Raw genomic sequence first — 23,416 nt, forward strand, 5'->3', positions numbered from 1 at the left:
CGGACGCCATGACTTTGCATACGCCGGTCGCCACCATCGGTATCCGCGGCACCCAAGTTGGTGTTGATATCACCAACGGTCAAAACGTCGACATCGTGCTGATGGAAGAAGCCGACGGCTTCGTCGGTGAAGTCGTTGTGATGAACAACGCGGGCGTCTCCGTTTTGAACGGCGCGAACGAATTCACTGTTGTGAACTCCATGTTTGCTGCACCGGCGGAAACAACGGTCATCGACACGCAAGACATGATCAACGCCTTCTCCGCATCCTTGCGTCACTTGCCGTTGCGTAACGACAACGTCAACGACTTCGGTTTGCAAGGGGATGCACTTTCCGGTGATGAAGAAGCTGACGGTTTTAATGACTTTGACACCGCTGCTGGCGATGGCGGGGGTAACGCTGAAGGCCTTGCCGACTTTGATAAAGTCCCTGGCGAGGATGTATCTTCGAATTTGGATGCCGAAGGCCTCGCGGACTTCGACGTTGTCGGTGACGACGAGTTGGAAGAGATCGTCACTCCACCGATTGGGAGCCCGATCATTGTTCCAGATGACGACGGTATTTTGGATGCTGTTGACAACGTCGTAAACAACTTGGCCGGGGTGCCTCCGAAAAAAACCAGCGCCCCCGGAAGAAATGACGATGACGATGATGACGATGATGACGATGATGATGATGATAACAACACGGATGACGCCGATATCTCCGTCTCCCTCAGCGGTGGCGGTACAGAAGATCAGCTGTTTAATCTGAATATTTCTGTCACCGCCCAAACTGGGGACACGATTGACAGCATTGTTTTGACGGGGGTTCCCGACGGATCAACGTTGGTCTTGTCCAGCGGCGCACAAATTAACGCGGACGGTTCTGCCATCTCCTTGACATCTGGCCAACTGGCAGGCCTGCAAATGAAAGCTCCGGAAGATTATTCGGGCTCTTTCGATCTGACGGTCACAGCAAAATCGTCTGAAGGCACGGCGTCAGACACGGACATAAAAACGACCACGATTAATGTGAACCCGGATGTCGATGCCATCGATCTTTCCGCATCGGCAGGTACTGCTGTTAATGGCCAGCCGATTGACCTCAACATTTCTGCGGATTGGGGTGAAGACAAAGCGGGCGATACATCTGAATCTGTTGACAGCATAACGATTGCCGGCGTTCCGACGGGTGCGAGTTTATCTGCGGGTGCCGACAACGGCGACGGCACGTGGACCTTGACGGAAGCGCAACTGAATAATTTGCAATTGACCCCCGCACCCGGTAATGCGACCGACATTGATCTTACGGTTACATTTACCGTCATTGACGAAGCAACCGGTTTGCCCACCGATCGGGATTCCGATTCTGAAACGATCAACATCCATATTGACCAAGCAGATGTCGAAGCCTCCATCAGCGGTAGCGGCACGGAAGATCAGAAGTTCGACCTCAACATTAGTGTAACCGCTGAATCCGACGACACCATTGACAGCATTTCGTTGTCGGGTATCCCCGACGGTTCGACGTTGTTCCTGGCGAACGGCACACAAATTAATGCAGACGGTTCAGATATCGCCTTGACGTCGGATCAGCTTGCCGGTCTGCAAATGCAAGCTCCTGCGGATTACTCGGGCACGTTTGACGTAACGGTCACGGCAAAAGCATCCGACGGAAGCGCATCGGACACTGATGTCACCATCACCACGATTACGGTGAACCCGGACGCGGACATTCCGACCTTGACGGCGACCAGTGCGGGCGGCGACGAAGATACGGCCATTGCGCTGAACATCGCCACGGCGGTGACGGACACGGACGGTTCGGAAAGCGTTGAGAGCATTGTCATCAGCGGTGTGCCAAGCGGTGCCAGCCTGTCGGCGGGTACGGACAACGGCGACGGCACGTGGACCTTGAGCGAAGCGCAACTGTCGGGTCTTGAACTGACACCTGCGGACAACTTCAACGGCACGATTAACTTGGACGTGACGTCGAACATCATCGACGTCGCCACGGGTCTGCCCAGCGACACGGAAAGTGTAACGACGCCTTTGGCGGTGACGGTGTCTCCGGTTCCGGACGCGCCTTCGGTTGTGGTTGGTGCGGCTTCCGGTACGGAAGACACGGCCATGGGTCTGGACATCACGGTGAACCCGACGAACGGCGTTGCGGTTGACAGTGTGACGTTGACGGGCGTGCCGAGCGGTTCGACCATCACCTTGGCCAACGGCGACACCATTACGTCTGACGGCTCCGACATTGAACTCAGCGAAGCCCAAGTGGACGCGGGTCTGCAACTGACGGCGCCGGAGGATTATTCCGGCACGTTCGAAGTGGGTGTGACGGCGGTGTCTGTGGACGGCGGCACGTCGTCCTCGACCTTCGACGTTGCGGTGAACCCGGACGCGGACATTCCGACCTTGACGGCCACCAGTGCGGGCGGCGACGAAGATACGGCCATTGCGCTGAACATCGCCACGGCGGTGACGGACACGGACGGTTCGGAAAGCGTTGAGAGCATTGTCATCAGCGGTGTGCCAAGCGGTGCCAGCCTGTCGGCGGGTACGGACAACGGCGACGGCACGTGGACCTTGGACACGGGCGATTTGTCGAACCTGACCATTACGCCACCGACGGATTTCTCCGGTACAATTGATCTGTCCGTGACGACGAATGTTGTTGATACGGCTACGGGCTTGCCTTCGGACACGTCAAGTGCAACGACGGCGTTGACTGTTGAAGTGAACCCAGATGTGGATATAGACGACGCAACGGTTTCCGGCACGGCGTCGGGTACGGAAGACACGGCGATTGCCATCGACCTGACCACGTCCATCGGTGACACGGACGGTTCGGAAAGTGCCACCGGCTTCACCATCTCTGGTGTTCCAAGCGGTGCGACCTTGTCGGCCGGTACGGACAATGGCGACGGGACTTGGACGTTGACGCCGGATCAAATCGACGGTTTGACCATCACGCCGCCGCAAGATTACTCGGGCACGTTCGATCTGGGCGTCTCCATGACGGTGATCGACGAAGCCACGGGCTTGCCTTCGGATACGGGTGTTGCCACGGGCACCATCGGTGTGACGGTGAACCCGGATGCGGACGACGCAACGGTTTCCGGCACGGCGTCGGGTACGGAAGACACGGCGATTGCCATCGACCTGACCACGTCCATTGGTGACACGGACGGCTCTGAAAGTGCCACCGGCTTCACCATCTCTGGTGTGCCTTCGGGTGCGACCTTGTCGGCTGGTACGGACAATGGCGACGGCACTTGGACATTGACGCCGGATCAAATCGACGGTTTGACCATCACGCCGCCACAAGATTACTCCGGTACGTTCGATCTGGGCGTCTCCATGACGGTGATCGACGAAGCCACGGGTCTGCCTTCGGATACGGGTGTTGCCACGGGCACCATCGGTGTGACGGTGAACCCGGATGCGGACGACGCAACGGTTTCCGGCACGGCGTCGGGTACGGAAGACACGGCGATTGCCATCGATCTCACCACGTCGATCGGTGACACGGACGGTTCGGAAAGTGCCACCGGCTTCACCATCTCTGGTGTTCCAAGCGGTGCGACCTTGTCGGCCGGTACGGACAATGGCGATGGGACTTGGACGTTGACGCCGGATCAAATCGACGGTTTGACCATCACGCCGCCACAAGATTACTCCGGTACGTTCGATCTGGGCGTCTCCATGACGGTGATCGACGAAGCCACGGGTCTGCCTTCGGATACGGGTGTTGCCACGGGCACCATCGGTGTGACGGTGAACCCGGATGCGGATACGCCGACCGTTTCGGCAGGTCCGTCTACGGGCGACGAAGATTCTCCGATCGATCTGAACATCTCTACGGGTGTGACGGATACAGACGGTTCTGAAACTGTGACGTCTGTTACCATTTCCGGTGTTCCAAGCGGTGCGACGTTGTCCGGTGGTACGGACAATGGCGACGGCACCTGGACGTTGTCTCCGGACGATTTGCCTGGCCTGACGATTACGCCGCCGGAAGACTACAACGGCACGTTTAGCCTGGACGTGACCACGTTGGTCACGGATACGGCGACGGGTCTGCCTTCGGATACGGCGACGGCTACGACGTCCTTGGATATCACGGTCGCGCCGGTTGGTGATGCACCGACGGTCGTCATTGGTGGCGGCACGGGTGACGAAGATACCCAAATTCCAATCAGCATTACAGTTACGCCGGAAGGTGGCGAGGAGTTGGCTTCTGTGACCATTAGCGGCTTGCCGGATGGCGCGACGCTGTCTGCGGGTACGTATGATGCGACCAGTGACACCTGGACGCTTGAACCGGGCGATCTGAACGGTCTGACCATGACGCCGGATCTGCACTACAGCGGTACGCCGACCTTGACGGTGACGGCTGTGACGGATGAAGGTGGCACAGCTTCGACGGACGCTCCGGTTACGGTGGTTGCCGTGGCCGATGCACCGCCGATCACTTTGGATATCGGTGAGCCGACGGGCACAGAAGGTGGCTTCATCCCCGATATCGATGCCTTCCCGCATGACCTGTCCAACATTGTCATGTACCTGGAAGACGATAATGGCGACATCGAGAAGGTCAAAGTCGAAGGCTTCCCGGGTGGCGGCCTCAACGACGTCAACGACCTGGGTTTGCAGGAATACATCGAAACCAACTATCCGGGTACGGACTTGGTTGGCTTGACGGTCAAAGCCGGTGACAACCACACGCCGGGCTTCGGTCCAGGTGAGGGCGAACTGGTTTATGTCGCGGATGGCATGACCCAGTCCGACTTGCCTGTGTCTGCTAAAGCAGATGACGAGCACAGCTACAACAACACGTTGGACGGCCTGGATCCGACACCGACCGGTGGCGGCAGCGACGGTGGTTTGACCTATCCGGTCGAAATCACCACCAGCTTGGTCGACACGGACGGTTCGGAAGTTCTGAGCCTGACACTGACTAACGTTCCGGACGGCGTGACATTGTCTGCCGGTACGGATAACGGTGACGGCACGTGGGATGTTCCGGTCAATGCCATTGACGGCTTGACTATGGACGTTCCGGCGGGCACGGATGCGTTCACGTTGGGCGCAACGGCGACGTCCACCGAACAGTCCAACCAAGACAGTGCTTCCAATTCGGCCACGGCAGACGTGGGCGGTGCGGGCACTAACCCGGATCCGACTGTGGAAGTTGGCGATGTGACGGGCAACGAAGATGGCTCGGTCACTTTGGATATCACGGTGACCAACACGGAAACCGTTACCATCACCAATGTGGCCGACGGCACGTTGTCGGCAGGCACGGACAATGGCGACGGGTCTTGGACCTTGACGCCTGCGCAGCTTGAAGGTCTGACCTTTACGCCGGATGCGGATTGGAGCGGAGAGTTCGACATCGGTGTGACGGCAACGTCTTCTGATGGTTCGACCGCAACGGATGTCGGCAACATTGCCGTGAACCCGGATGCGGATGCGCCGACTTTGACGGCTTCTGCGGCTTCGGGTGACGAAGATACGGCGATCGATCTGTCGATTTCCACGGCTGTGACCGACACGGATGGTTCGGAAAGCATTTCCTCCATCGTTATCAGTGGCGTGCCGAGCGGCGCAACGCTGAATGCCGGGACCGACAACGGTGACGGTACCTGGACGTTGGATGAAGGCGATTTGACTGGCCTGCAAATCACGACGGCTGACGATTATAATGGATCGTTTGACCTGACGGTGACGACGAACATCGTCGATACGGCAACGGGTCTGCCTTCGGACACAGCATCAACCAGCACCACGCTGGGCGTAACGGTTGCTCCGGTTGGCGACGCACCGACCATCGTGATTGGTGGTACGGGTGATGAAGATACGAACATCCCGATCAGCATCTCCGTGACACCGGAAGGTGGAGAAACGCTGGAAACTGTGACCATTACCGGCTTGCCGGATGGCGCGACGCTGTCTGCGGGTACGTATGATGCGACCAGCGACACCTGGACACTTGAACCAGGCGATCTGAACGGGCTCACCATGACGCCGGATCTGCACTACAGCGGTACACCAACCTTGACGGTGACGGCTGTAACGGATGAAGGCGGTACGTCTTCGACGTCTGCCGAAGTTCCGGTCATTGCTGTGGCTGACGCTCCGCCGGTGACCATCGATATCGGTGAAGGCACGGACGCGGGTGGCGACTTGGGCTCCATCAGTATGGAAAACATGGGCCAAGAAAGTGCGGCTTATGAAAATACTATCGGTTGGTACGTCAAAGGCGAAAACGGCGAACCCACCGAAGGCGGCATCATTTGGGCCGACACCAAACAAGACATCGGCGATGTTTGGACCATGGACGATGTGGACCCGGACACCATCGGCTTCTTCGTGCTGCCGAACGGCGGGACGGCGAACCCGGACTTGGCCAGTGGCGATGCTGTCACCTTTGAACAGGACGCCAACGGCACGTGGCAGGTTGTCGATAGCGACGGCAACACGCTGGATGCGGCTTCGGCCGGAGACGTTGCGTTGTTCCACGATCCGTCGTTGAACGCCAGCGACTTCGACTACACCGCAGACAATGCCGTTGACGGCAACATGAACTGGGAAGATCTGCTGGGTGGCGGTGACAATGACTTTAACGATGTCAATGTCAACTTGACCACCGAAGCGGGCAGCGGCACCGCAGGTACGGAGTATCCGGTGGACATCACCACCAGCTTGGTTGACCAAGACGGTTCTGAAACCCTGGGCTTGGTTGTCACGGGCATTCCGGATGGTGTGACCTTGTCGGCCGGTACGGATAACGGTGACGGTTCCTGGACATTGGATCCGAACAGCGATCTGGACGCATTGACCATGTTCGTTCCGGAAACGGTCACTGACGACATCACGTTGACGGCAACCGCGACGGCGACGGAAGGTTCCAACCAAGATCAAGCTTCCAGCTCGGCATCCGATACCTTGGATGTGCCGGACGTTCCGGATCCGACTGTGACCATCAACGGTGTGGCTTCGGGTGACGAAGACACGGCCATTGCGCTCGACATCACGGCAACCAATGCTGATAGCATTACCATCACCAACCTGCCGGACGGCGCGACCTTGTCGGCGGGTACGGACAATGGTGGTGGCTCTTGGACCTTGACGCCGGAACAACTCGACGGTCTGACCATGACCCCGGGTGAACACTACAGCGGCGACACCACCATGACCGTTTCGGTCACGGGTACTAATGGTGAAACCGTCAGCACGACGGGCAGTGTCGAAGTTGAGGCTGTTGCCGATGCACCGACCCTGACCGTTGAGTTGGGTGACGGCGTTGAAAGCAGCGGTGGCGAAGCCACAACCACGTTTGATCTGGACGTTACCTCCAACTTGGTTGACACCGACGGTTCTGAAACCTTGTCCATAACGGTTGGCGGCATCCCCGATGGGGCTGCATTGACGGCCGGTACGGACAATGGTGACGGCACCTGGACCTTGACCAGCGGTCAGCTTGACGGCTTGCAAGTTGAAGTTACGGGTGACGATGTCGATGACTTCGATTTGACGGTCACGGCAACGGCAACCGAGCCGAATGGCGATACGGCTTCTGTGAGCTCGACCGTTACGGTGGAAGCTGGCGAAGACGCCGAGCCGCCAACCGCAGAAGTCGGCGACGAAGCCGAAGGTGATGAAGATACGGCCATCGCGCTCGATATCTCGGTCGCCAATACGGCTTCGGTCACCATTACGGGTGTCCCGTCCGGCGCAAGCCTGTCGGCGGGTACGGACAATGGTGGCGGCAGCTGGACCTTGGGCCCGGATGATCTGTCTGGTCTGACGATTACGCCGCCGGAAGACTACAGCGGTTCGTTCGACCTGGGCATCACGGCCACCAGCGAAAGCGGTGAAACGGCTTCGACCACAGCAAGCGTTGATGTGGAAGCCGTTGCCGATGCTCCGTCCTTGTCGGCCTCCATCGGCGACGGTGTTGTCGCAGGTGGTGATGACGACGGTGGCTCGGATGCAGACGCTGATGCAGACGCTGACGCTGATGCAGACGCTGACGCCGATGCAGATGCAGATGCAGATGCTGACGCCGACGCCGACGCAGATGCAGACGCAGATTCTGACGACGATGGCGACGACGAAGGTTCTGACGCATACGATGTCAGTGAATTCGGTGTCGGTGCCGGGGCCAACGCTGGTTCGGATGAGAAACAGCAAAAAATGTCGTCGAAAGACGACGAATGGACCGGTGACGATGACAACAACGACGTCAAAGGCACCAAGAACGACGATGTTATGGCCGGTAAAGACGGCGCAGACGAAATCGACGGCTCCAAAGGTGACGATGTTATCTTCGGTGGTGCCGGTTCGGATGAACTCACCGGCGGTTCCGGTGACGACATCCTCTTCGGCGGTTCCGGTAACAACGAGCTCGACGGTGGTTCCGGCAACGACTTCATCATTTCCGGCGACGGCAATGATGATATCGACGGCGGTTCCGGTGACGATGTCATCTTCGCTGGCGGCGGCATGAACAAAGTCGACGGCGGTTCCGGCGATGACGTCATGACGTTCTCCGGATCGCGTGACGAATACACCTTCACCTCCATGGGTAACGGCGCCTACGTCATCGAACACAATGATGGCGGCGACGACGGCACCAGCTGGGTCGAAAATGTGGAGACCTTCCAATTCATGGATGGTCAATACGATCTCGACGACATGTCCGCTTCCAACCCGGGCGGAGAAAGCAGTGACGAAACGGTCACCTACGACATCTCCATCTCCACGGGTTTGGAAGACACCGACGGTTCGGAAACGCTCAGCGATGTGACCATTTCCAACATTCCGGACGGGGCAACGTTCTCTGCCGGTACGGACAATGGTGATGGTACTTGGACCATGAGCGATAACGATCTCAGCGGCTTGACGCTGACGGTTGACAGCTCCGTGTCTTCGGACTTCTCCATGTCCATCGCGGTGACGTCTACGGAAACGTCTAACGGTGACACATCCACCAGCACGACCTCCATGGATGTGGTCTTGCCGGATGACTTCGGTGGTGACGATGCCGGTGGTTCCGACGTCACGGGCGACACGTCCGCAGATGCTCTGGATCCGTTGGCTGCTATGTTCTCTGACGAGGATAGCTTGACGGTGGATGGTGAGACCTACGACATCAGCTCGCTCACCGACGGCGACAGCACCGACGATTATGGTGGAGCTGCTCCGATCGGTAAGAAAGCTGAAAGCGACGACTACGACCCGGCCGACAACGACACCACAGACGGCTATACCGTCACCAACGATGGTGGCAACGGTCCGGGTGGCGACATCGAATAAGGTCACGCCCCTCTAAACAAAACGGCGCTTTCTGAAATGGAAAGCGCCGTTTTTGTTTATGTGAGGTGTTTATGCACCATGTCGGTAAAGGCTTGGGTGATGCGCTCCAACCCCGGGCGCATGTAGGGGAAGGTGTCGGCGTAGTCGTATTTGTGGCGCATGGCGGGGTTGAGCTCGTAGATCAAAACGCGGCCGTCTTCGTGTATGGCGAAGTCGAAGCCAAAAAACTCTAAATCGATCTGTTTGGCCAATGCCTCGACCTTACCCATGACCGAAGGGCCTAAGTGCGCGCGCGGGTCGTTCATGAAGGCTTCTTCATGATGCATCATCCACGGGTGGTGTTTCATCAACGTCATGCGGTTTCGTCCATGCACCATCCATTCCGTGTCGATGTGGCAGACGACCGGGTAGAGGGCGCCGTCGATGCTAAACATGCGGTACTTGTGAAAGTAGCCGTCCAAATGACGCACATCGATGAACTGAATGGCGTAGATGTCGGCAGGAGCAGGGTACCTTGCCAGGAACTGGTCTAAGTCGCTCAGCGTTCTGACCAAGACCAAACCTTGGCCTTTGTGAAGTCCGGCGATGCGAAAAATGTAGGGGTATTGGATGCCGTTCTTGTGGATTTGTTTGTCGAGCTCTTGTGCGGATTGTTTGTCCTTGTGAAGTCTCAGGGTGCCCGGGAACTCAATGTCTTCAGCGTCTTTAAAGCGGAAGTGATTCTCGTCGCGTGTGGTGGCGCGCACGGCTGCGGGACGATTGATGATGGGCCCGTTATAGCCTTCAAGAAAATGCTCCAGCCCCAACAAGGCTTCGTCTTCAATGTCGGGATCGGCAATGGTGTTGAGGATCAAACCAACGTCCTGAGGAATGGCGACGTTGGGCGCTTGGCTGGAGGCCATGGTTAAGTAATGGCGGGGGATGACTTCGTCTTTGAACAGATGTTTGGTCTGAAAGTGTCCGCCACGTCGGCGCACGTAAGGCGTTTTGGGGACGGGTCCCGTGAGGGGGCGCACACCCGTCACGCCGTCGACGCGCAAAAGAGATGGGGTTTTGCCGTCCACACCTTTCCCGGCTTTCAGGGGGACGCGCTGGTAAAAATCGGTTATGACGGATCGTCCAGCCTGTTCTTCACCGTGGCGAAATAAGAGGGCGGACAGCATCAAGTGCGCCATGCGAGCATCCGGGTTCAGCTTAACCGCGCGCTCAAGGGCAGGGCGGGCATCGTCGAAAGCGCCAGCGAGATAAAGATTGTGCCCCAACCGCGACCAGCCATAGGCGTAGCTTGGGCGATGCTCACTCAGTAGCTTCCACATCTCAGCGGCTTGAGCGAAATCCTTATCTTTTTCATACCCCTTGGCCCGGCTTTTCAGCAGATCCAAAACGGCCTTGGACGGCTTTGTTTTTTTCTTCTGTGGGCGTAGGGTGACATTCAGTTCCATAGGCTGAGAATACTATGGCTTCGCATAGGAGAATAGTTCAAAACGGAGTATAATGGTGAGTGACGTCAATCACAGGCGAGGCCATGCCTGTGTGCTCTAATGGCAGGCGTGAAAAGGAGTACGCCTATGTTGACCTTCGAAGTCGTCCTCTATAATGAAGCCGTCCGCGCGCGGGTACGCGAAGGTTTGCATCACCGCCAGCTCAGCGATGACTGGGGTGATAGCCACTATGTCGAGATCAAGGCCGCAGACGAAACCAGAGCCTTGGCGAAAGTGGAAGAACGTTATCCCAGCGATCACGGTTACGTGGTTGAGGGCATCACGTTGATGTAATGATCAATGAAACGCGGACAGGCTAGCCGCTATTCCAGCGGGTTTTCGTCGCGTTCCAGTTTTGGACGCACGCGGTAGTGTGCCCACTTGTCTTTGCCTTCGCGGTTTTCCAAGAAATTGATCAAAGCGGAAACAGGCTTCCTGTCAAACTTGCTGCCCGTATCCCCCAACAAAATATCGGAGACTTTTTCAAACGGCATGGCATCGCGATAAGCACGCGCCGACGCCATGCCGACAAAGGCGTTGGCGACGGCCAGGATACGAGCGGATATCAGGATGTCTTCTTCAGTTTTGCCTAAGGGGCCGTGGCCGTCCCAGGTTTCGCCCATATCGCGGATGGTGTCCACCACGGGACCTTCAAAGGTCACGTCTTGGAGTAAGTCCACAGACACCAAATAGCTCGACATCAGGGTCTGGCGTTCTTCTGGGGTCAGGTCGCCCGTTTTGGTGAGCAGTTCGGCCGGAATAAAGATTTTGCCCAGGTTCATCAAGCTGCCTGCGATATCGACGGTCTTGGCTGTGACTTCGTCTAAGTGCATTTCTTCGGCGATGGCGCGGGCGACTTCGGCGACGTGGGATGAGTGGTTGGCGGAGAACGGATCGCGGCGATCAACCACGCTGACCAGCGTGTCGATCAATTGGCGCAGCATTTTTTCCGAACGCCGCCTTTCGCGGGTGAGTTCGGTGATGTCTTCCAAGATCATCAACACGCCGGGTTCGTGATCGAGGTCACCACGCAAAGGGATGTGATCGGACTTGATCACCAACAGATCCTCTTGTTCGTCATCATCATCATCCCCAAACGTGTTGATGTGCATTTCCCGGCAAGCATCGCGGTCTTCGTTGTGTTTGAACTCTTTGATGATCTTGTCGTTGATTTCGGCGTAGACGTTGGCTTGGATCGGGCCAATGACAGCTGCCATGGTTTTGCCCAGCATGTCTTCGGCTTTAATGCCGGCGAACTTCGCAGCCGGTTCGTTGGCGTAGGTGTAGACCGTGTCACGCCCCACAGAGACGATGCCTGCGGGCTGTGCGTTGGAAATCAGGTTCATGAATTTCGACAGGTTCTCGAACCGTTCAGACGAAACCTTAAAGTTTTGCGCGGCCTGTGTCGCACGCAACGACGAGCCGTGTCGCCACACCGCAAACACAGCGACGGTTACACCAACGATGATCAAGATAAACACCGTCATCAAGGTGTTGAGACGGGTTTCCGTTTCTGCCAAGGCTTCGACGTAATTGATCTTGCGGATCAATGACCACGGCGCACCTGCGATGGAACGCGAAGACATCAAGACTTCTTCGCCATGGTAATCGCGCTTGACGGCAAAGCCGCCCGGAGTTTCGACGGCGTAGGCCCCAGCTAAGTTCGGGGTGTCCAAGGCCAGCTTGCGCTTTAGCGGCGGCGTGCCGTCAGCCAGGGGGGAGAGGTATTCAATGGTCGCCCCTTGTCTGCGCACCAGATACGTTTCCGACGTTTCGGATGTCTCGCCCGGCTGCACCAGTTTAGAATAGAGCGTCTCATCGACGATTTTCATGCCGATGACAGCACCAATGCCTTTGGCGCCGCTGTCGTCTTGAATGCCATAGACGGGCAAGGCAAAGCCGATGGTCGGCAGACCGGAAGAGCCGATGTAAATGTCGATCACCTGCGGCTCACCTTGAAGGGCTTTGAGCCCGGCTTCTTTCAAACGGCCAATCATCGGCGGCATGCCCGGAGAAGACGCCACAGGCATGCCCTCAGCGTCAATCAGGCCCAAACCAGCGACGCCTGCGCGTTCGATGTTGGCGGATACGGCAGCTGCCTCTACGGGCGGTTTAAACCCGGTGCGCTCCGCTGTTGCGGTCAAGATATTGCGCAGATACGTGGCCTCGGCTTCGCCTGCGCTGCCGCCAAACGGGTCGTCGCCTTCCATTTCGGCTTCCAACTCATCGCCGCCCAGTTCCGCCATCATCGGGTCTTCTTCGACTGCGGTGGGGTTTTTGGCCGCGGCAATTTCGCTCATATAGAGCTGCAGCGACGCGTTTTCCGCCAGTTCGCGCATGGTAGAGAAATTGTCGTCGATCCAGTCGTTGATGGCGGCGGAGCGGGAATCCCCCACAATGCCCAAACGAATTTGCCATTCCTGCAAGGAGCGGGCGCGTTCATCTTCGACGAATTTGAAGGCCGCAAAAATTGAGCCGCCAACCGCAGCGATCATCAAGATCAAGCCGATGAAAACAAACTTGTTCATAGGCCGTTTGACGTTCTCGAGCTTCTTTTCACGCTCTTCGTTGTCGGTATTTTCGCTCACGTCGTCAGGCACCGTGATCTCCCCGTGCGTTGCTGGCTATAATTCAACGATTTGAGGACTCTACCGATAATCCGCGATTCTGGCAAAGGGGAATATCACTTTGCTGTGGGCGAGCGCACCTATATATTAATCACAGAATAATAACGACCCTCGAACAGGAACGCGTTGCATGCCGCTTCTTGCGCCAGAAACACGGTGTTCAACCCAGCCCCGCAGCCTCTTGCGGGGGTTGTGCTTCGTTGTGCTTGGCGTGTGGCTGTTCACGTGTGCAGACGCGCTTGCGGCTGCCGAACCCAGCTTTTTCGACACCACGGCAAAAAAATCCACCAAAATGAAAGCGTTTAAGAAGTGGAACAGCGCGTTGGAACGCTACACCCGCGAAAAAGCCGCGCAGAAAGAGGGAAAGTGCGGCGACAAAGAGATGAACAAATGTAATTTTGAGAAATGGATCAAGTTTCTCAAAGGCCTAAAGGGCAAAAAGCTGGTCATCCAAATTCGCGAGATCAACGACTATATGAACCGTGCGCCCTACATCACCGACCCGGTGAATTGGGGTAAAAAAGACTACTGGGCGACGCCCGGCGAATTTATGTCGAAGTTCGGTGATTGTGAGGACTACGCCATCGCCAAATACATGTCGTTGCGGTTGCTCGGCTATAATGAAGACGATTTGCGCGTGGTGGCGGTGAAAGATCTCAACCTGAAAATCGGTCACGCGATCTTGGTGGTGTTTTACAAGGGAAAGCCCTACGTTTTGGACAATCAAATCAAACAGGTCATGCCTGCGTCCAAAATAAAGCACTACTTACCGGTGTTTTCCATCAACCAAAGTGCGTGGTGGAAGCACATCCCGGCAGGCTAAGTTTTCTGCGAAATCAACCTTCTAAGCGGCGGTCACGGCCGGAGCGGCGATCTTCGCTACTGCGGCGATCACCCAAGCGACGGCGTTCCGCATCCAGCAAGAGCGGGTCTTCACGGCGGTCGTCGGCTAAACGGCGGGAATGGCATTGGCGTCGGTCAGAGAGATGGCGATTGTCACCCTCGACCTTCAAAATCTGGTTCATGTGTCTATAGCCTCGAAGAATCCTTCAGCGCCCCTTGCAAGCTTTAGTATTAATGCGGTTGTGGGGCAAGTGTATCCTTTAGGGTTGGTTTTCGCGGCGTTCTTGCTCCGCGCGGCGGATATCGAGGCGGCGCTCGGCGCTTTCACGGCGGTCACGGCCTGAGCGTTGCTCGGGCTCGTGAGCCGCATAGGTTTTGCGTCTTACTTCGGTCACGCGGCGCCCTTCTAAATGGCGGCGTTCTTCTTCTTCCCGGCGACTTTGGTGGCGTTGGTCGTGTGCTGTATCGGCCATGATCTACCCGTTTTATGGTGTTGGGGGACTTGAATTGTACGACTTTTTAACAAACGGGGTAATCCGTCAAATGGATGAGGGCAGAGCGGCTGATTTTTCTGGTGTTTTTGCGGGAATTGCCTATGTTCGCCCCAACTCAACTGAACGATTTCGAGACACCATGAATCATCTCGTCAATTCCATCGAAAATCGGCGTACGTTCGCCATCATCGCGCACCCGGATGCGGGTAAAACAACCCTGACCGAAAAGCTGCTGCTGTTCGGCGGTGCCATTCAGATGGCCGGTGCGGTGAAAGCGCGCGGCGACGCACGGCGTGCGCGGTCCGACTGGATGAAGGTGGAGCAAGAACGCGGCATCTCGGTGGCGTCGTCCGTCATGACGTTTGATTATGGGGAGCAGACGTTCAACCTGCTCGACACCCCAGGCCACGAAGATTTTTCCGAAGACACGTATCGCACCCTAACTGCTGTGGACAGTGCGGTGATGGTGATTGATGGTGCCAAGGGTGTGGAAAGCCAGACCAAGAAGCTGTTCGAAGTGTGCCGTCTGCGCGACATGCCCATCACCACATTCGTCAACAAGATGGACCGCGAAAGCCGCGAAACCTTCGATATCTTGGACGAAATTGAGCAGAATTTGGCCTTGGATGTGACGCCGGCGACCTTGCCCATCGGTATGGGGCGCGAATTTTTGGGCTGTTACGACTTGCTCAACGACCAGCTGATTTTGATGGAACGCTCCAAGGGTGAAACGGTGGGCGCGGGCATCAAGGTCGAAGGCCTGGATGATCCCAAGCTCGACGAGTTGCTGCCGGATCATGCTGTCACCAAGCTGCGCGAAGACGTGGAAATGGCCCGCGGTCTGTGCCCTGAATTTGATCATCAAGCGTTTTTGGACGGCACCATGACCCCGGTGTTCTTTGGCTCTGCTGTGAACAACTTCGGTGTGCGCGAACTGTTGGAAGGCTTGCAGAAAAATGCACCCAGCCCACGTCCGCAACCGAGCCTCTCGCGTATGGTGGAGCCGGACGAAAAGAAAGTCACGGGCGTGGTCTTTAAGATCCAAGCCAACATGGATCCCAAACACCGCGACCGCATTGCGTTCATGCGCATCAACTCCGGCCACTTCAAACGCGGCATGAAGTTGAAGCACATGCGCTCGGGCAAAGTGATCAACCTGCACAACCCGGTTCTGTTCTTGGCCCAAGACCGCGAAGTCGCGGAAGAAGCCGTCGCAGGCGATATTATCGGCATCCCCAACCACGGAAACTTGCGGATTGGGGACACCTTGTCAGAGTCGGAAGACATCCGCTATACCGGCGTGCCAAGCTTCGCCCCGGAACACCTGCAAAAGGCCCGTCCCGAAGACCCGCTCAAAGCCAAGCACCTGGGCAAGGCCCTGCAACAGATTGCGGAAGAGGGCGGGGCGAGTGTGTTCAAACCCATGATCGGCTCCGACTGGGTCGTGGGCGTCGTCGGCCCACTGCAATTCGAAGTCCTGGCCGACCGCATCCGTACAGAGTTTGAAGTGCCGGTGCACTTTGAACCGACGGAACTCTATACTGCACGCTGGTTGTCGGGCGACGACGCGGACATCAAAAAATTCCAAGACGCCAACCGGGGCGCCATGGGCGAAGACCACGACGGCGACCCCGTCTACATGGCCCGCAACGCCTGGCACCTGAACAAAGCGGTAGAGGATTTTCCGACGGTGGAGTTGTTGAAGACGAAAGAGCAGTCGTTGGGTTAGCTCCTAACGCCGCTCCTGCCTTCGCAGGGGTGATGGTGGTGTTCGTTAAGTTTTTGTGTCACTTGGCCTCCGGGCTTGTCGATCAATCGTGTGCTGTTTACCCTCGCCACAAACGAAAGGTGAATGAGGGCACACATGACAAAAATCGCATTTCTCGGTCTCGGCCTTATGGGGCGGGGCATGGCTTTGAATTTGATCAAGGCTGGCTACGACGTGACGGTGTGGAACCGTTCTTCCGATAAGTTGAAACCTTTGGTGGATGCTGGTGCAGAACCAGCCGAGACACCTGGCGCCTGCGCGTCTGGTGCCGACGTGATCATCACCATCGTCGGCGGAGATGAGGCATCTGAAAGCGTGTGGCTGGGCGAAGACGGAATTTTGTCGGGCGCGCTCAAACCCTCCGCCATCGCCATCGAAAGCACCACCGTGTCGCGTAATTGGATGGTAGCGTTGGGCGAGACATGTGTGAATGCTGGTTTGCGGTTTCTTGATTGTCCCGTAACAGGCGGCCCGCCGGGTGCCAACAGTGGGCAGCTCACCATGCTGGTGGGCGGGGAGGCCGACACCCTGCAAACGGCTGAGCCCGTCTTGAACGCTTACGCCAAACGGATCTATCACTTCGGCCCTGTGGGTGCGGGCACGGCGTACAAGCTTATCGTCAATACCATTGGTGCCATCCAAGCCGTTGCGGTGGCGGAGGGTATGGAGGTGGCCAAGCGCGCGGGGTTGGATCTCGACACCGTGGCTGATGCACTGGGCAACGGTTCGGTGGCAAGCCCCATGACCAGCTACATTGCGCCTCGCATGGCCCAAGACGATCACGACGACGTGCGTTTTGCCGCGCGCTGGCGGGGTAAGGATGCGGGCTATGGGGCGTATATGGCTCAGAATCTGGGGTGTGCGGCCCCAATGTTCCAGCATGCAGCCGAATGTTTCCGTGCTACCATCTCTCAAGGCATGGGCGATGCCAACGAAAGCGCGGTGATGCGTGTCGTCCAGGCATCCCAGAAGGATTGATGTGGAGACGATTGATGACAGCAATTTTAAGAGGACTTGTGCTGGCTTTGTGTTTGGTCGCTCCCGTGTCTGTTCAGGCGGAACGCGACGGCGACGCGACGGCGGCGGCGCAAGATTTCCTCGCCACCGCTGATGAATATCACCAACATGCGGCCAATGTGCGTGCGGCTCTGTCTTCACTTCCCCCTCATGCCCGCGCAGACGCCCAGCGCCTCATCGGCGTTTTGCAGCAGCTTGCCCAAGTCAAAGAACAGATGGCCGACGCCATCGTCGCACACGGCTGGGATAAGCAGCTGGAGCGGCGCTATGATCAACTCAAAGAACAAGAGCAACGCCTGTGGCAGGCCGTCGAAGCGGCGAAGTAACGCCCCTTAGTGGGCGATGATGAACGCGGCGATTTTCGCTGTCACGTCCCGGTCCAAACCGCTGAAGCCGTGATAGCCCGATGCCTTGCACGGATTACCCCGGTCTTCCCCGCCCGACATGGTGATGAGTTGGACGGGGGTGGCGCGGCTCATGGCCGCTTGGATTTTGGCGGCCCCTTCGTACGGTGTGGCGTAGCAGCCATCTTTTTCATGATGCACGATCAAAACCGGATCGGTGATTTGTCCGACGTCTTGGTCCTGCACGGGCGTGCCGCCGATTTTGGTCGGTAAGGAAACGCTTGCCGTCAACACGATGCCATCCACATCCGGGATCGAAATCGCGGCGTGCGCCGCAGAGATCGAGCCCATGGATGTGCCCACGATCCACACCGGCTTGCCGTTCGTTTTGGCTTTCAGGTGTTTGACCAGGACGGCGATGTCCTCGGCGTGTTCCGGCGTGGTGCGAACATCCCCCATGATCTTGGAATGGCTCGGTGGCGGGGCAAACACGGCGGTCAGAAGTCCGGCCTTGGCGTACAGTTCGCGGTTGCGGATCAAGGCGTTGTTGGCGCCTTTGACGACCTTGGCGGTGGGTGCGCGGCCCTTGAACGTGGTGATGCCCTTGCCGCCTGGGATCAAGATAACGGCGGCGTGGATGTCCCCATCGGGCGTGACGATCAAGGTTTCTTGCTGCGTTGTGCCGCGTCCTTCCATCTTTTCGATGGTGCTGTCCAACGCCCACGCATGCGTCGGCGCAAACAAAAGACAAAGGACCAAAATGGTGGATTTCAACATTTCCACTTCCCCCAAAGCCATGAATGTTGAACAGACCATAGCAGCCCTTAATCATATGATCAATTGGAGGAGCGCATGAAAGGGGTGAGTTTCTGATTGGGTATGATAAACTGGCCTGCAAGACGTGAGTTGTCCAGCGGGGGGCGCGGTTTTGACAGAAGCATTGATGAAGCCAAACGATTTGGAATTGTTGCGGGTCAACGATCTGTTGATCGGCCTGGATGATGCGGTCTTCCATGAATTTGCGGGGCGATGTGCGTTTCGGACCATGAAAAAAGGCGACGTGTTGGCCGAGCGGGGCTCGGACCACAACGAAGTCTTTTTTGTGGTGCGCGGCGAAGTGCGCATCGTGCAAGACGACCAAGGTGTGAACGTCTTTTATTCCAAAGTTCCCGAAGGCGGCTGGTTCGGCGAAATCGCTGCCATTGATCGCAGTGGGCGCTCGGCCGACGTGTTTGCCTTGGCGGACGGTGTGGTCGCGGTGGCGGATCGGGCGTTGTTTTTGAATTTGATTTTGGAACACCGCCAAATCGCCGTTAAAATCTTGGAAAGCTTTGCCACGGTGGTGCGCTCTTCCAACCAAAAGCTTGCCGAGGTGAGTTCCTTTTCTGGTGTGCAGCGGGTCTATTTGAAGCTCTTGGACTTGGTTGACGACAAGCCGACCAAGGCGGGGACGTGGGAAATTTCCGACATGCCCAACCATGAACGGCTGTGCGCCATGGCCTCGACGTCCAAGGAAACGGTGACGCGGGCATTGTCTCAACTGTTGCAAGCCGAAGTCACCCGGCGCAGTCCTGGTAAGTTGGAAATATTGGACCTCGCGCGTCTCAAGCACATGGCAACGGAAGTTTAACGGTGGCTGTTTTTGAGACTTTTTAAGTGCAACGTCGCCGTGCGGCCATTGGCTTGCACCGCGACCAAAGCCCCGAAAAAAGCGTAATCGGTGCGCATTTCGACGATGGGGGCATCTAGATAGGCGCGTTCGATTTCCTGAAACACGCCACCTTCGAAAGAGACGATGCGCAAGACCAGCCTTGACGGGCCCGGCACCACCAATTCGGGGCTGCCGTCTTTGTAAAAATCGACAATCCCGGCCAGCTTGAGCTGGTTCGAACCGATGGCATGATTGGAAAAGCCGGAGGCGTGGGCCGTCTGAACCAGCTTGTCGCCCTGCCATTTCACAATCCGCAGCGTCCCGCCAATGTGCGGTGTTTCCACATACGCCAGCTCATTTTCGCCATCACCGTCAAAATCCCCCATACCAATGGGATTGAGCCAGCGGTTTGGCCGACCGATGTGCGGCGTTTGCGCCAAAACTTTCAAACGGTCTTCACGCACGCCGGCGATGACCAGGGCGCCGCCGCCCGATTTCGTGGACTTCACGACGATGATTTCATCTCGTCCATCGCCGTCAATGTCGGCCAAGCGTGCATGGCGGTCTTCGAACACGGCGTTTTGCGGCAAGGTGAGGGTGAGGAGCTGGCCCTTGCGGGTGACAACGGAAAGAGCCCCGGCTTCGATGGCGTCACCCAACACGCCATGGCCATAGCGTGTGGTGGGTTGCGACAGCCAAGCCTTGCGGATATCGTTTTGGCCTTCGGTGACGGTGCCGTCCGGTAGGCGGTTCTCACGCTCCATTGCCTGAGCGGCCTGAAAACTCAGGCCGAGGCTCAAGACAATAGCCGTGAGACGTCGCATAGATTTAGCCTTTGGGTTTGACCATCACGCGGTTGGTGACGTGTTTGACACCTTCGATGTCTTTGACCACGCCGACAGCTTTGGTGAGTTCGGCTGCGCTCAAGGCGCGACCAAACAAGAAGACATTGCCGTGGAGCGAACGCCAGCGGAAGTTGGTGACGTTCACGCCCTTGGCGTCCAAGAGCTGGGCGTTGATTTTGGTTTCAACGACGGTGTCGTCCACCAAACCTTCAACCATGCCTTTGTCTTGTTCGACCTTGGGGATCACCAGCATTTCGTTGTAGAGCTTCTTCACCCCTTCGACGTTGCGCGCGATGTTGGTCGCTTGGGCTTTCAGGTCCGCCGTCTCAACAATGCCCGTCAGCATGATGACTTGTTCGTAAGCGTCGATGTTGACCGACAACACGTCCGAGCCCATACCGTCAATGATCGCAGCGGTCATTTTTGTTTTGATTTCAGCATCTTTGGCGATGTCGCCGGTGCTGCGGTCTTCGACCACGGCCTCGACCGCGCCTTTGACGTAGGACAGTGGGTTAAACTCAATCGCCTGGGCCGAAGCCGCGACAGACAGGGAAGCCACAAGGGCGGTGCTCAAGATCAAAGTGCGCATGAATAAATCCTCAAAAACGAATCCCAAAAATACAGGTGTCTATAGTGTGGGGTAGGGCGGGGCTGGTTTCAATAAGGAAAGCCCTGCAAAAGAAAACCCCCGGCGGGAGGGCCGAGGGCTTCTTTGTGTGTGCAAGAGGCTTTGGGAGGAAACTTAAATCACGCCGAGCATTTCCGCGACCAAGGGGTGGCGGACTACGTCTTCGTCTTTGAGGCGCACAACACCGACGGTGTCGAGCTTTTCCAATTTGTGGGAAATGTCTGCCAGTCCGGAAATGCCGGGCAGCAGATCCGATTGGTCCGGATCACCCGTGACCACCATGGTCGAATGCCAGCCCATACGCGTCAGTAGCATCTTGATTTGTGTGTAGGTACAGTTCTGGGCTTCGTCGATAACCACAAAGGCGTTGTTGAGCGTGCGGCCGCGCATGAAACCGACCGGAGCGATTTCGATCTCGCCGTTTTTCATCATGGTCTTGAGGCTGCGCCCGCCCATGCGGTCCGTGAGGCTGTCGAACAAGGGGCGCAGATACGGGGCGATTTTGTCTTCCATTTCGCCGGGCAAGAAACCCAAACTTTCGCCGGCTTCGACGGCGGGGCGGGTGAGCACGATGCGGCCCACTTGTCCTTTTTCAAAGGCTTCAACCGCCTTGGCGATGGCAAGGTATGTTTTGCCGGTGCCTGCGGGGCCAAGCGCCATCACCAAGTTGTGTTGGTCAATGGCTTCCATCAGTTGTTTTTGGCCTTCGGATCGGGGGGAGACATTTTTGACATAGCGTTGGTCGCGCTGTTCATCGCCGTTGCCGTAGCGATCTCCATCGCCTTTTAACGGGTCCCATTTGCTGTCTTGCGGATAGAGGGCGTGGACGTCAGCACTGGCTGCTGAAGACTGATGGCGGCGTGATTTCTTACCCATGGTACTCTCCGAAAATGTGAACAAAATGTTGCAGAGTGCTCAAACGACAAACGCCCCCGAAGTGGGAGCGTTTTGTAGATGTGCTGACTGAAGAATCGGTTGCGAGGAACGCAGGAGAAAATGCCGTTGCCGTTACGCCGGGGTCGAAACGTCCCGGCGCGCCTCCAAGAGGCGGTGGGCTAGTTTCATGTCCTATTCCTAGAACGGGGCCAAGTGTATTTGGCATGGCGTTGATCTCTCCTCAAAGCGAATCGACCGATGAGCTCATTCTATCAAAATAGAAGTTAAAGAAAGTTTTCTTTTACGCCTGCGTCGCCTCTTCGCGCAGTCGTTTGGCCGGGGCGAGAATCAACACAGCGCTAGCAAACACAAGGGCTGCGGCACCAAAAGCAATGGCGGAAAAGTTTGTTCCAATATCCAACAACTCTCCCACCAAAACGGGCGCAAGTGCCGTTGAAACGACGGCAAGAGACGATGTGAGGGAGCGAATCGTACCCAAATGACGCACGCCATAGGTCTCAGCCCACGCCGCTGAAATGAGGACCGAGCTCGAGCCCACGGTCAGCCCGCCCAACATCATGTACAGCGGAACCGACCACGTTTGATCCATGGTGGCGATGACCAACAGACACAGACCAATGGGTAAAACAAAAACAGGCAATATGCGCCCTGGTCCTTGGCGGTCGACCAGCCATCCGGTGATCAAGTTGGTGATCACGGTTGACGCTGCGAACACCGGGAAGCTTGCGGCCAACAGCTCCATGGTCCAGCCCTTGGCGTCTGCCAGGGCCAATTGGTGGAAGAAAATGCCTGTCATGACAAACGGTCCCATCAAGGCTGCGGGCACAATGGTGACAAAGCGCCAATCGGCAAGCAAAGCGCGCTGGGTCAACGGTGCGTCGTCATCGCCGCTTTCTTTGAGCTTCTTTTCCAGCTTTGCGTGGCGCACACCATGGCCTTTGAGCAGCCAAAGCACCAACGGTAGGTGCAGCACACCGACATAGAGCGCAAACACGCCCCAAGCTTCGCGCCAACTGAGACTGGCCAAGAGGATGACCAGAAGGGCGGGGAAGGTGGCTTCGGCGATGGGGTAGCCCAACCCGACCACACTGACCGCACGCCCCCTGGCCGCGTCGAAGTAGCGTGCCATGCTGACGACAGCCGTGTGACGCAAAAGACCTTGTCCAAACAATCTCAGCCCCACAAACGCAAGTCCCAAGACCAGTGGGCCCGTTGACAGGGCAAACACACCTGCCGAAACAGACAAGCCAGCTAAAACGACGGAAGTATATAGACGCAAGTCCACCTTATCGATTTGACGTCCCGCCCACAGGATAATGGCGGCGCTGACAAGTGTCGCAAGGCCATAGATGGCTGCGAAGTCGCCGTGGCTTAGGTTGAATTCGGCGCGAACATGATCCCCGAACAGGGCAATGAAAAACGTTTGGCCGAAGTTGCTCACTAACGTACAGGCCAATCCAAACGCCAAAAAACGACGGTTTTCGATTAAGAAAGTCAGGGAGTTCATGGA

Annotated in this window: 16 protein-coding genes; 7 read left to right on the plus strand and 9 right to left on the minus strand. The window is 57.0% G+C overall.

Annotation, left to right across the window (positions count from 1 at the left end):
• Positions 1-8: 8 nt before the first annotated feature.
• Entirely contained in the window at positions 9-9,311 is a 9,303-nt protein-coding gene (locus tag V5T82_RS05095; protein WP_332894527.1) for a hypothetical protein, read from the plus strand.
• A gap of 56 nt (positions 9,312-9,367) precedes the next feature.
• Here V5T82_RS05095 and V5T82_RS05100 read toward each other — a convergent pair whose 3' ends face one another.
• Entirely contained in the window at positions 9,368-10,753 is a 1,386-nt protein-coding gene (locus V5T82_RS05100) for a tetratricopeptide repeat protein (protein WP_332894528.1), read from the minus strand.
• Between the two features lie 126 nt (positions 10,754-10,879).
• Between V5T82_RS05100 and V5T82_RS05105 the strand changes: the two genes are divergently transcribed.
• The gene (locus V5T82_RS05105; protein WP_332894529.1) at positions 10,880-11,086 is read left to right on the plus strand and encodes a hypothetical protein; all 207 of its coding nucleotides are present in this window, start codon (positions 10,880-10,882) and stop codon (positions 11,084-11,086) included.
• Between the two features lie 29 nt (positions 11,087-11,115).
• On the opposite strand, the gene V5T82_RS05110 is transcribed toward V5T82_RS05105, so the two are convergent.
• Positions 11,116-13,392 (minus strand): HD domain-containing phosphohydrolase, encoded by a 2,277-nt coding sequence (locus V5T82_RS05110; protein ID WP_332894530.1) that lies wholly within the window; start codon positions 13,390-13,392, stop codon positions 11,116-11,118.
• A 157-nt stretch (positions 13,393-13,549) separates the two neighbouring features.
• Here V5T82_RS05110 and V5T82_RS05115 point away from each other — a divergent pair, with 157 nt between their 5' ends.
• The gene (locus tag V5T82_RS05115) at positions 13,550-14,242 is read left to right on the plus strand and encodes a transglutaminase-like cysteine peptidase (RefSeq protein ID WP_332894531.1); all 693 of its coding nucleotides are present in this window, start codon (positions 13,550-13,552) and stop codon (positions 14,240-14,242) included.
• 13 nt (positions 14,243-14,255) lie between these two features.
• On the opposite strand, the gene V5T82_RS05120 is transcribed toward V5T82_RS05115, so the two are convergent.
• Entirely contained in the window at positions 14,256-14,444 is a 189-nt protein-coding gene (locus V5T82_RS05120; protein ID WP_332894532.1) for a hypothetical protein, read from the minus strand.
• Positions 14,445-14,522: 78 nt separating this feature from the next.
• The gene (locus V5T82_RS05125; protein WP_332894533.1) at positions 14,523-14,735 is read right to left on the minus strand and encodes a hypothetical protein; all 213 of its coding nucleotides are present in this window, start codon (positions 14,733-14,735) and stop codon (positions 14,523-14,525) included.
• A 160-nt stretch (positions 14,736-14,895) separates the two neighbouring features.
• Between V5T82_RS05125 and V5T82_RS05130 the strand changes: the two genes are divergently transcribed.
• The 3 genes from V5T82_RS05130 to V5T82_RS05140 all read left to right on the plus strand — a co-directional run bounded on the left by V5T82_RS05130 (position 14,896) and on the right by V5T82_RS05140 (position 17,867).
• Positions 14,896-16,485 (plus strand): peptide chain release factor 3, encoded by a 1,590-nt coding sequence (locus V5T82_RS05130; protein WP_332894534.1) that lies wholly within the window; start codon positions 14,896-14,898, stop codon positions 16,483-16,485.
• A 135-nt stretch (positions 16,486-16,620) separates the two neighbouring features.
• Positions 16,621-17,502, plus strand: a complete 882-nt coding sequence (locus V5T82_RS05135) for an NAD(P)-dependent oxidoreductase (protein WP_332894535.1) — start codon at positions 16,621-16,623, stop codon at positions 17,500-17,502.
• A 14-nt stretch (positions 17,503-17,516) separates the two neighbouring features.
• Complete coding sequence (locus V5T82_RS05140; RefSeq protein ID WP_332894536.1) at positions 17,517-17,867, plus strand: hypothetical protein; 351 nt, start codon at positions 17,517-17,519, stop codon at positions 17,865-17,867.
• Positions 17,868-17,873: 6 nt separating this feature from the next.
• Here the strand turns inward: V5T82_RS05140 and V5T82_RS05145 are convergent, their stop codons facing one another.
• Positions 17,874-18,662 (minus strand): alpha/beta hydrolase family protein, encoded by a 789-nt coding sequence (locus tag V5T82_RS05145; protein WP_332894537.1) that lies wholly within the window; start codon positions 18,660-18,662, stop codon positions 17,874-17,876.
• A gap of 151 nt (positions 18,663-18,813) precedes the next feature.
• On the opposite strand from V5T82_RS05145, the gene V5T82_RS05150 reads away from it, so the two are divergent.
• Positions 18,814-19,515: a Crp/Fnr family transcriptional regulator gene (locus V5T82_RS05150; protein ID WP_332894538.1), complete on the plus strand. Its 702-nt coding sequence runs from the start codon at positions 18,814-18,816 to the stop codon at positions 19,513-19,515.
• On the opposite strand, the gene V5T82_RS05155 is transcribed toward V5T82_RS05150, so the two are convergent.
• The 4 genes from V5T82_RS05155 to V5T82_RS05170 form a co-directional block, all read right to left on the minus strand.
• Entirely contained in the window at positions 19,512-20,360 is an 849-nt protein-coding gene (locus tag V5T82_RS05155) for an FG-GAP repeat domain-containing protein (protein WP_332894539.1), read from the minus strand. The two genes, V5T82_RS05150 and V5T82_RS05155, sit on opposite strands and share 4 nt — an antisense overlap.
• Positions 20,361-20,364: 4 nt before the next feature.
• Positions 20,365-20,970, minus strand: a complete 606-nt coding sequence (locus tag V5T82_RS05160) for a BON domain-containing protein (protein ID WP_332894540.1) — start codon at positions 20,968-20,970, stop codon at positions 20,365-20,367.
• A 153-nt stretch (positions 20,971-21,123) separates the two neighbouring features.
• Positions 21,124-21,885, minus strand: a complete 762-nt coding sequence (locus tag V5T82_RS05165) for a PhoH family protein (protein WP_332894541.1) — start codon at positions 21,883-21,885, stop codon at positions 21,124-21,126.
• A gap of 301 nt (positions 21,886-22,186) precedes the next feature.
• Positions 22,187-23,413, minus strand: coding sequence for an MFS transporter (locus tag V5T82_RS05170; protein ID WP_332894542.1), 1,227 nt, complete (start codon positions 23,411-23,413; stop codon positions 22,187-22,189).
• Positions 23,414-23,416: the final 3 nt, after the last annotated feature.

Source organism: Magnetovibrio sp. PR-2, from assembly GCF_036689815.1.
Taxonomy (GTDB): domain Bacteria; phylum Pseudomonadota; class Alphaproteobacteria; order Rhodospirillales; family Magnetovibrionaceae; genus Magnetovibrio.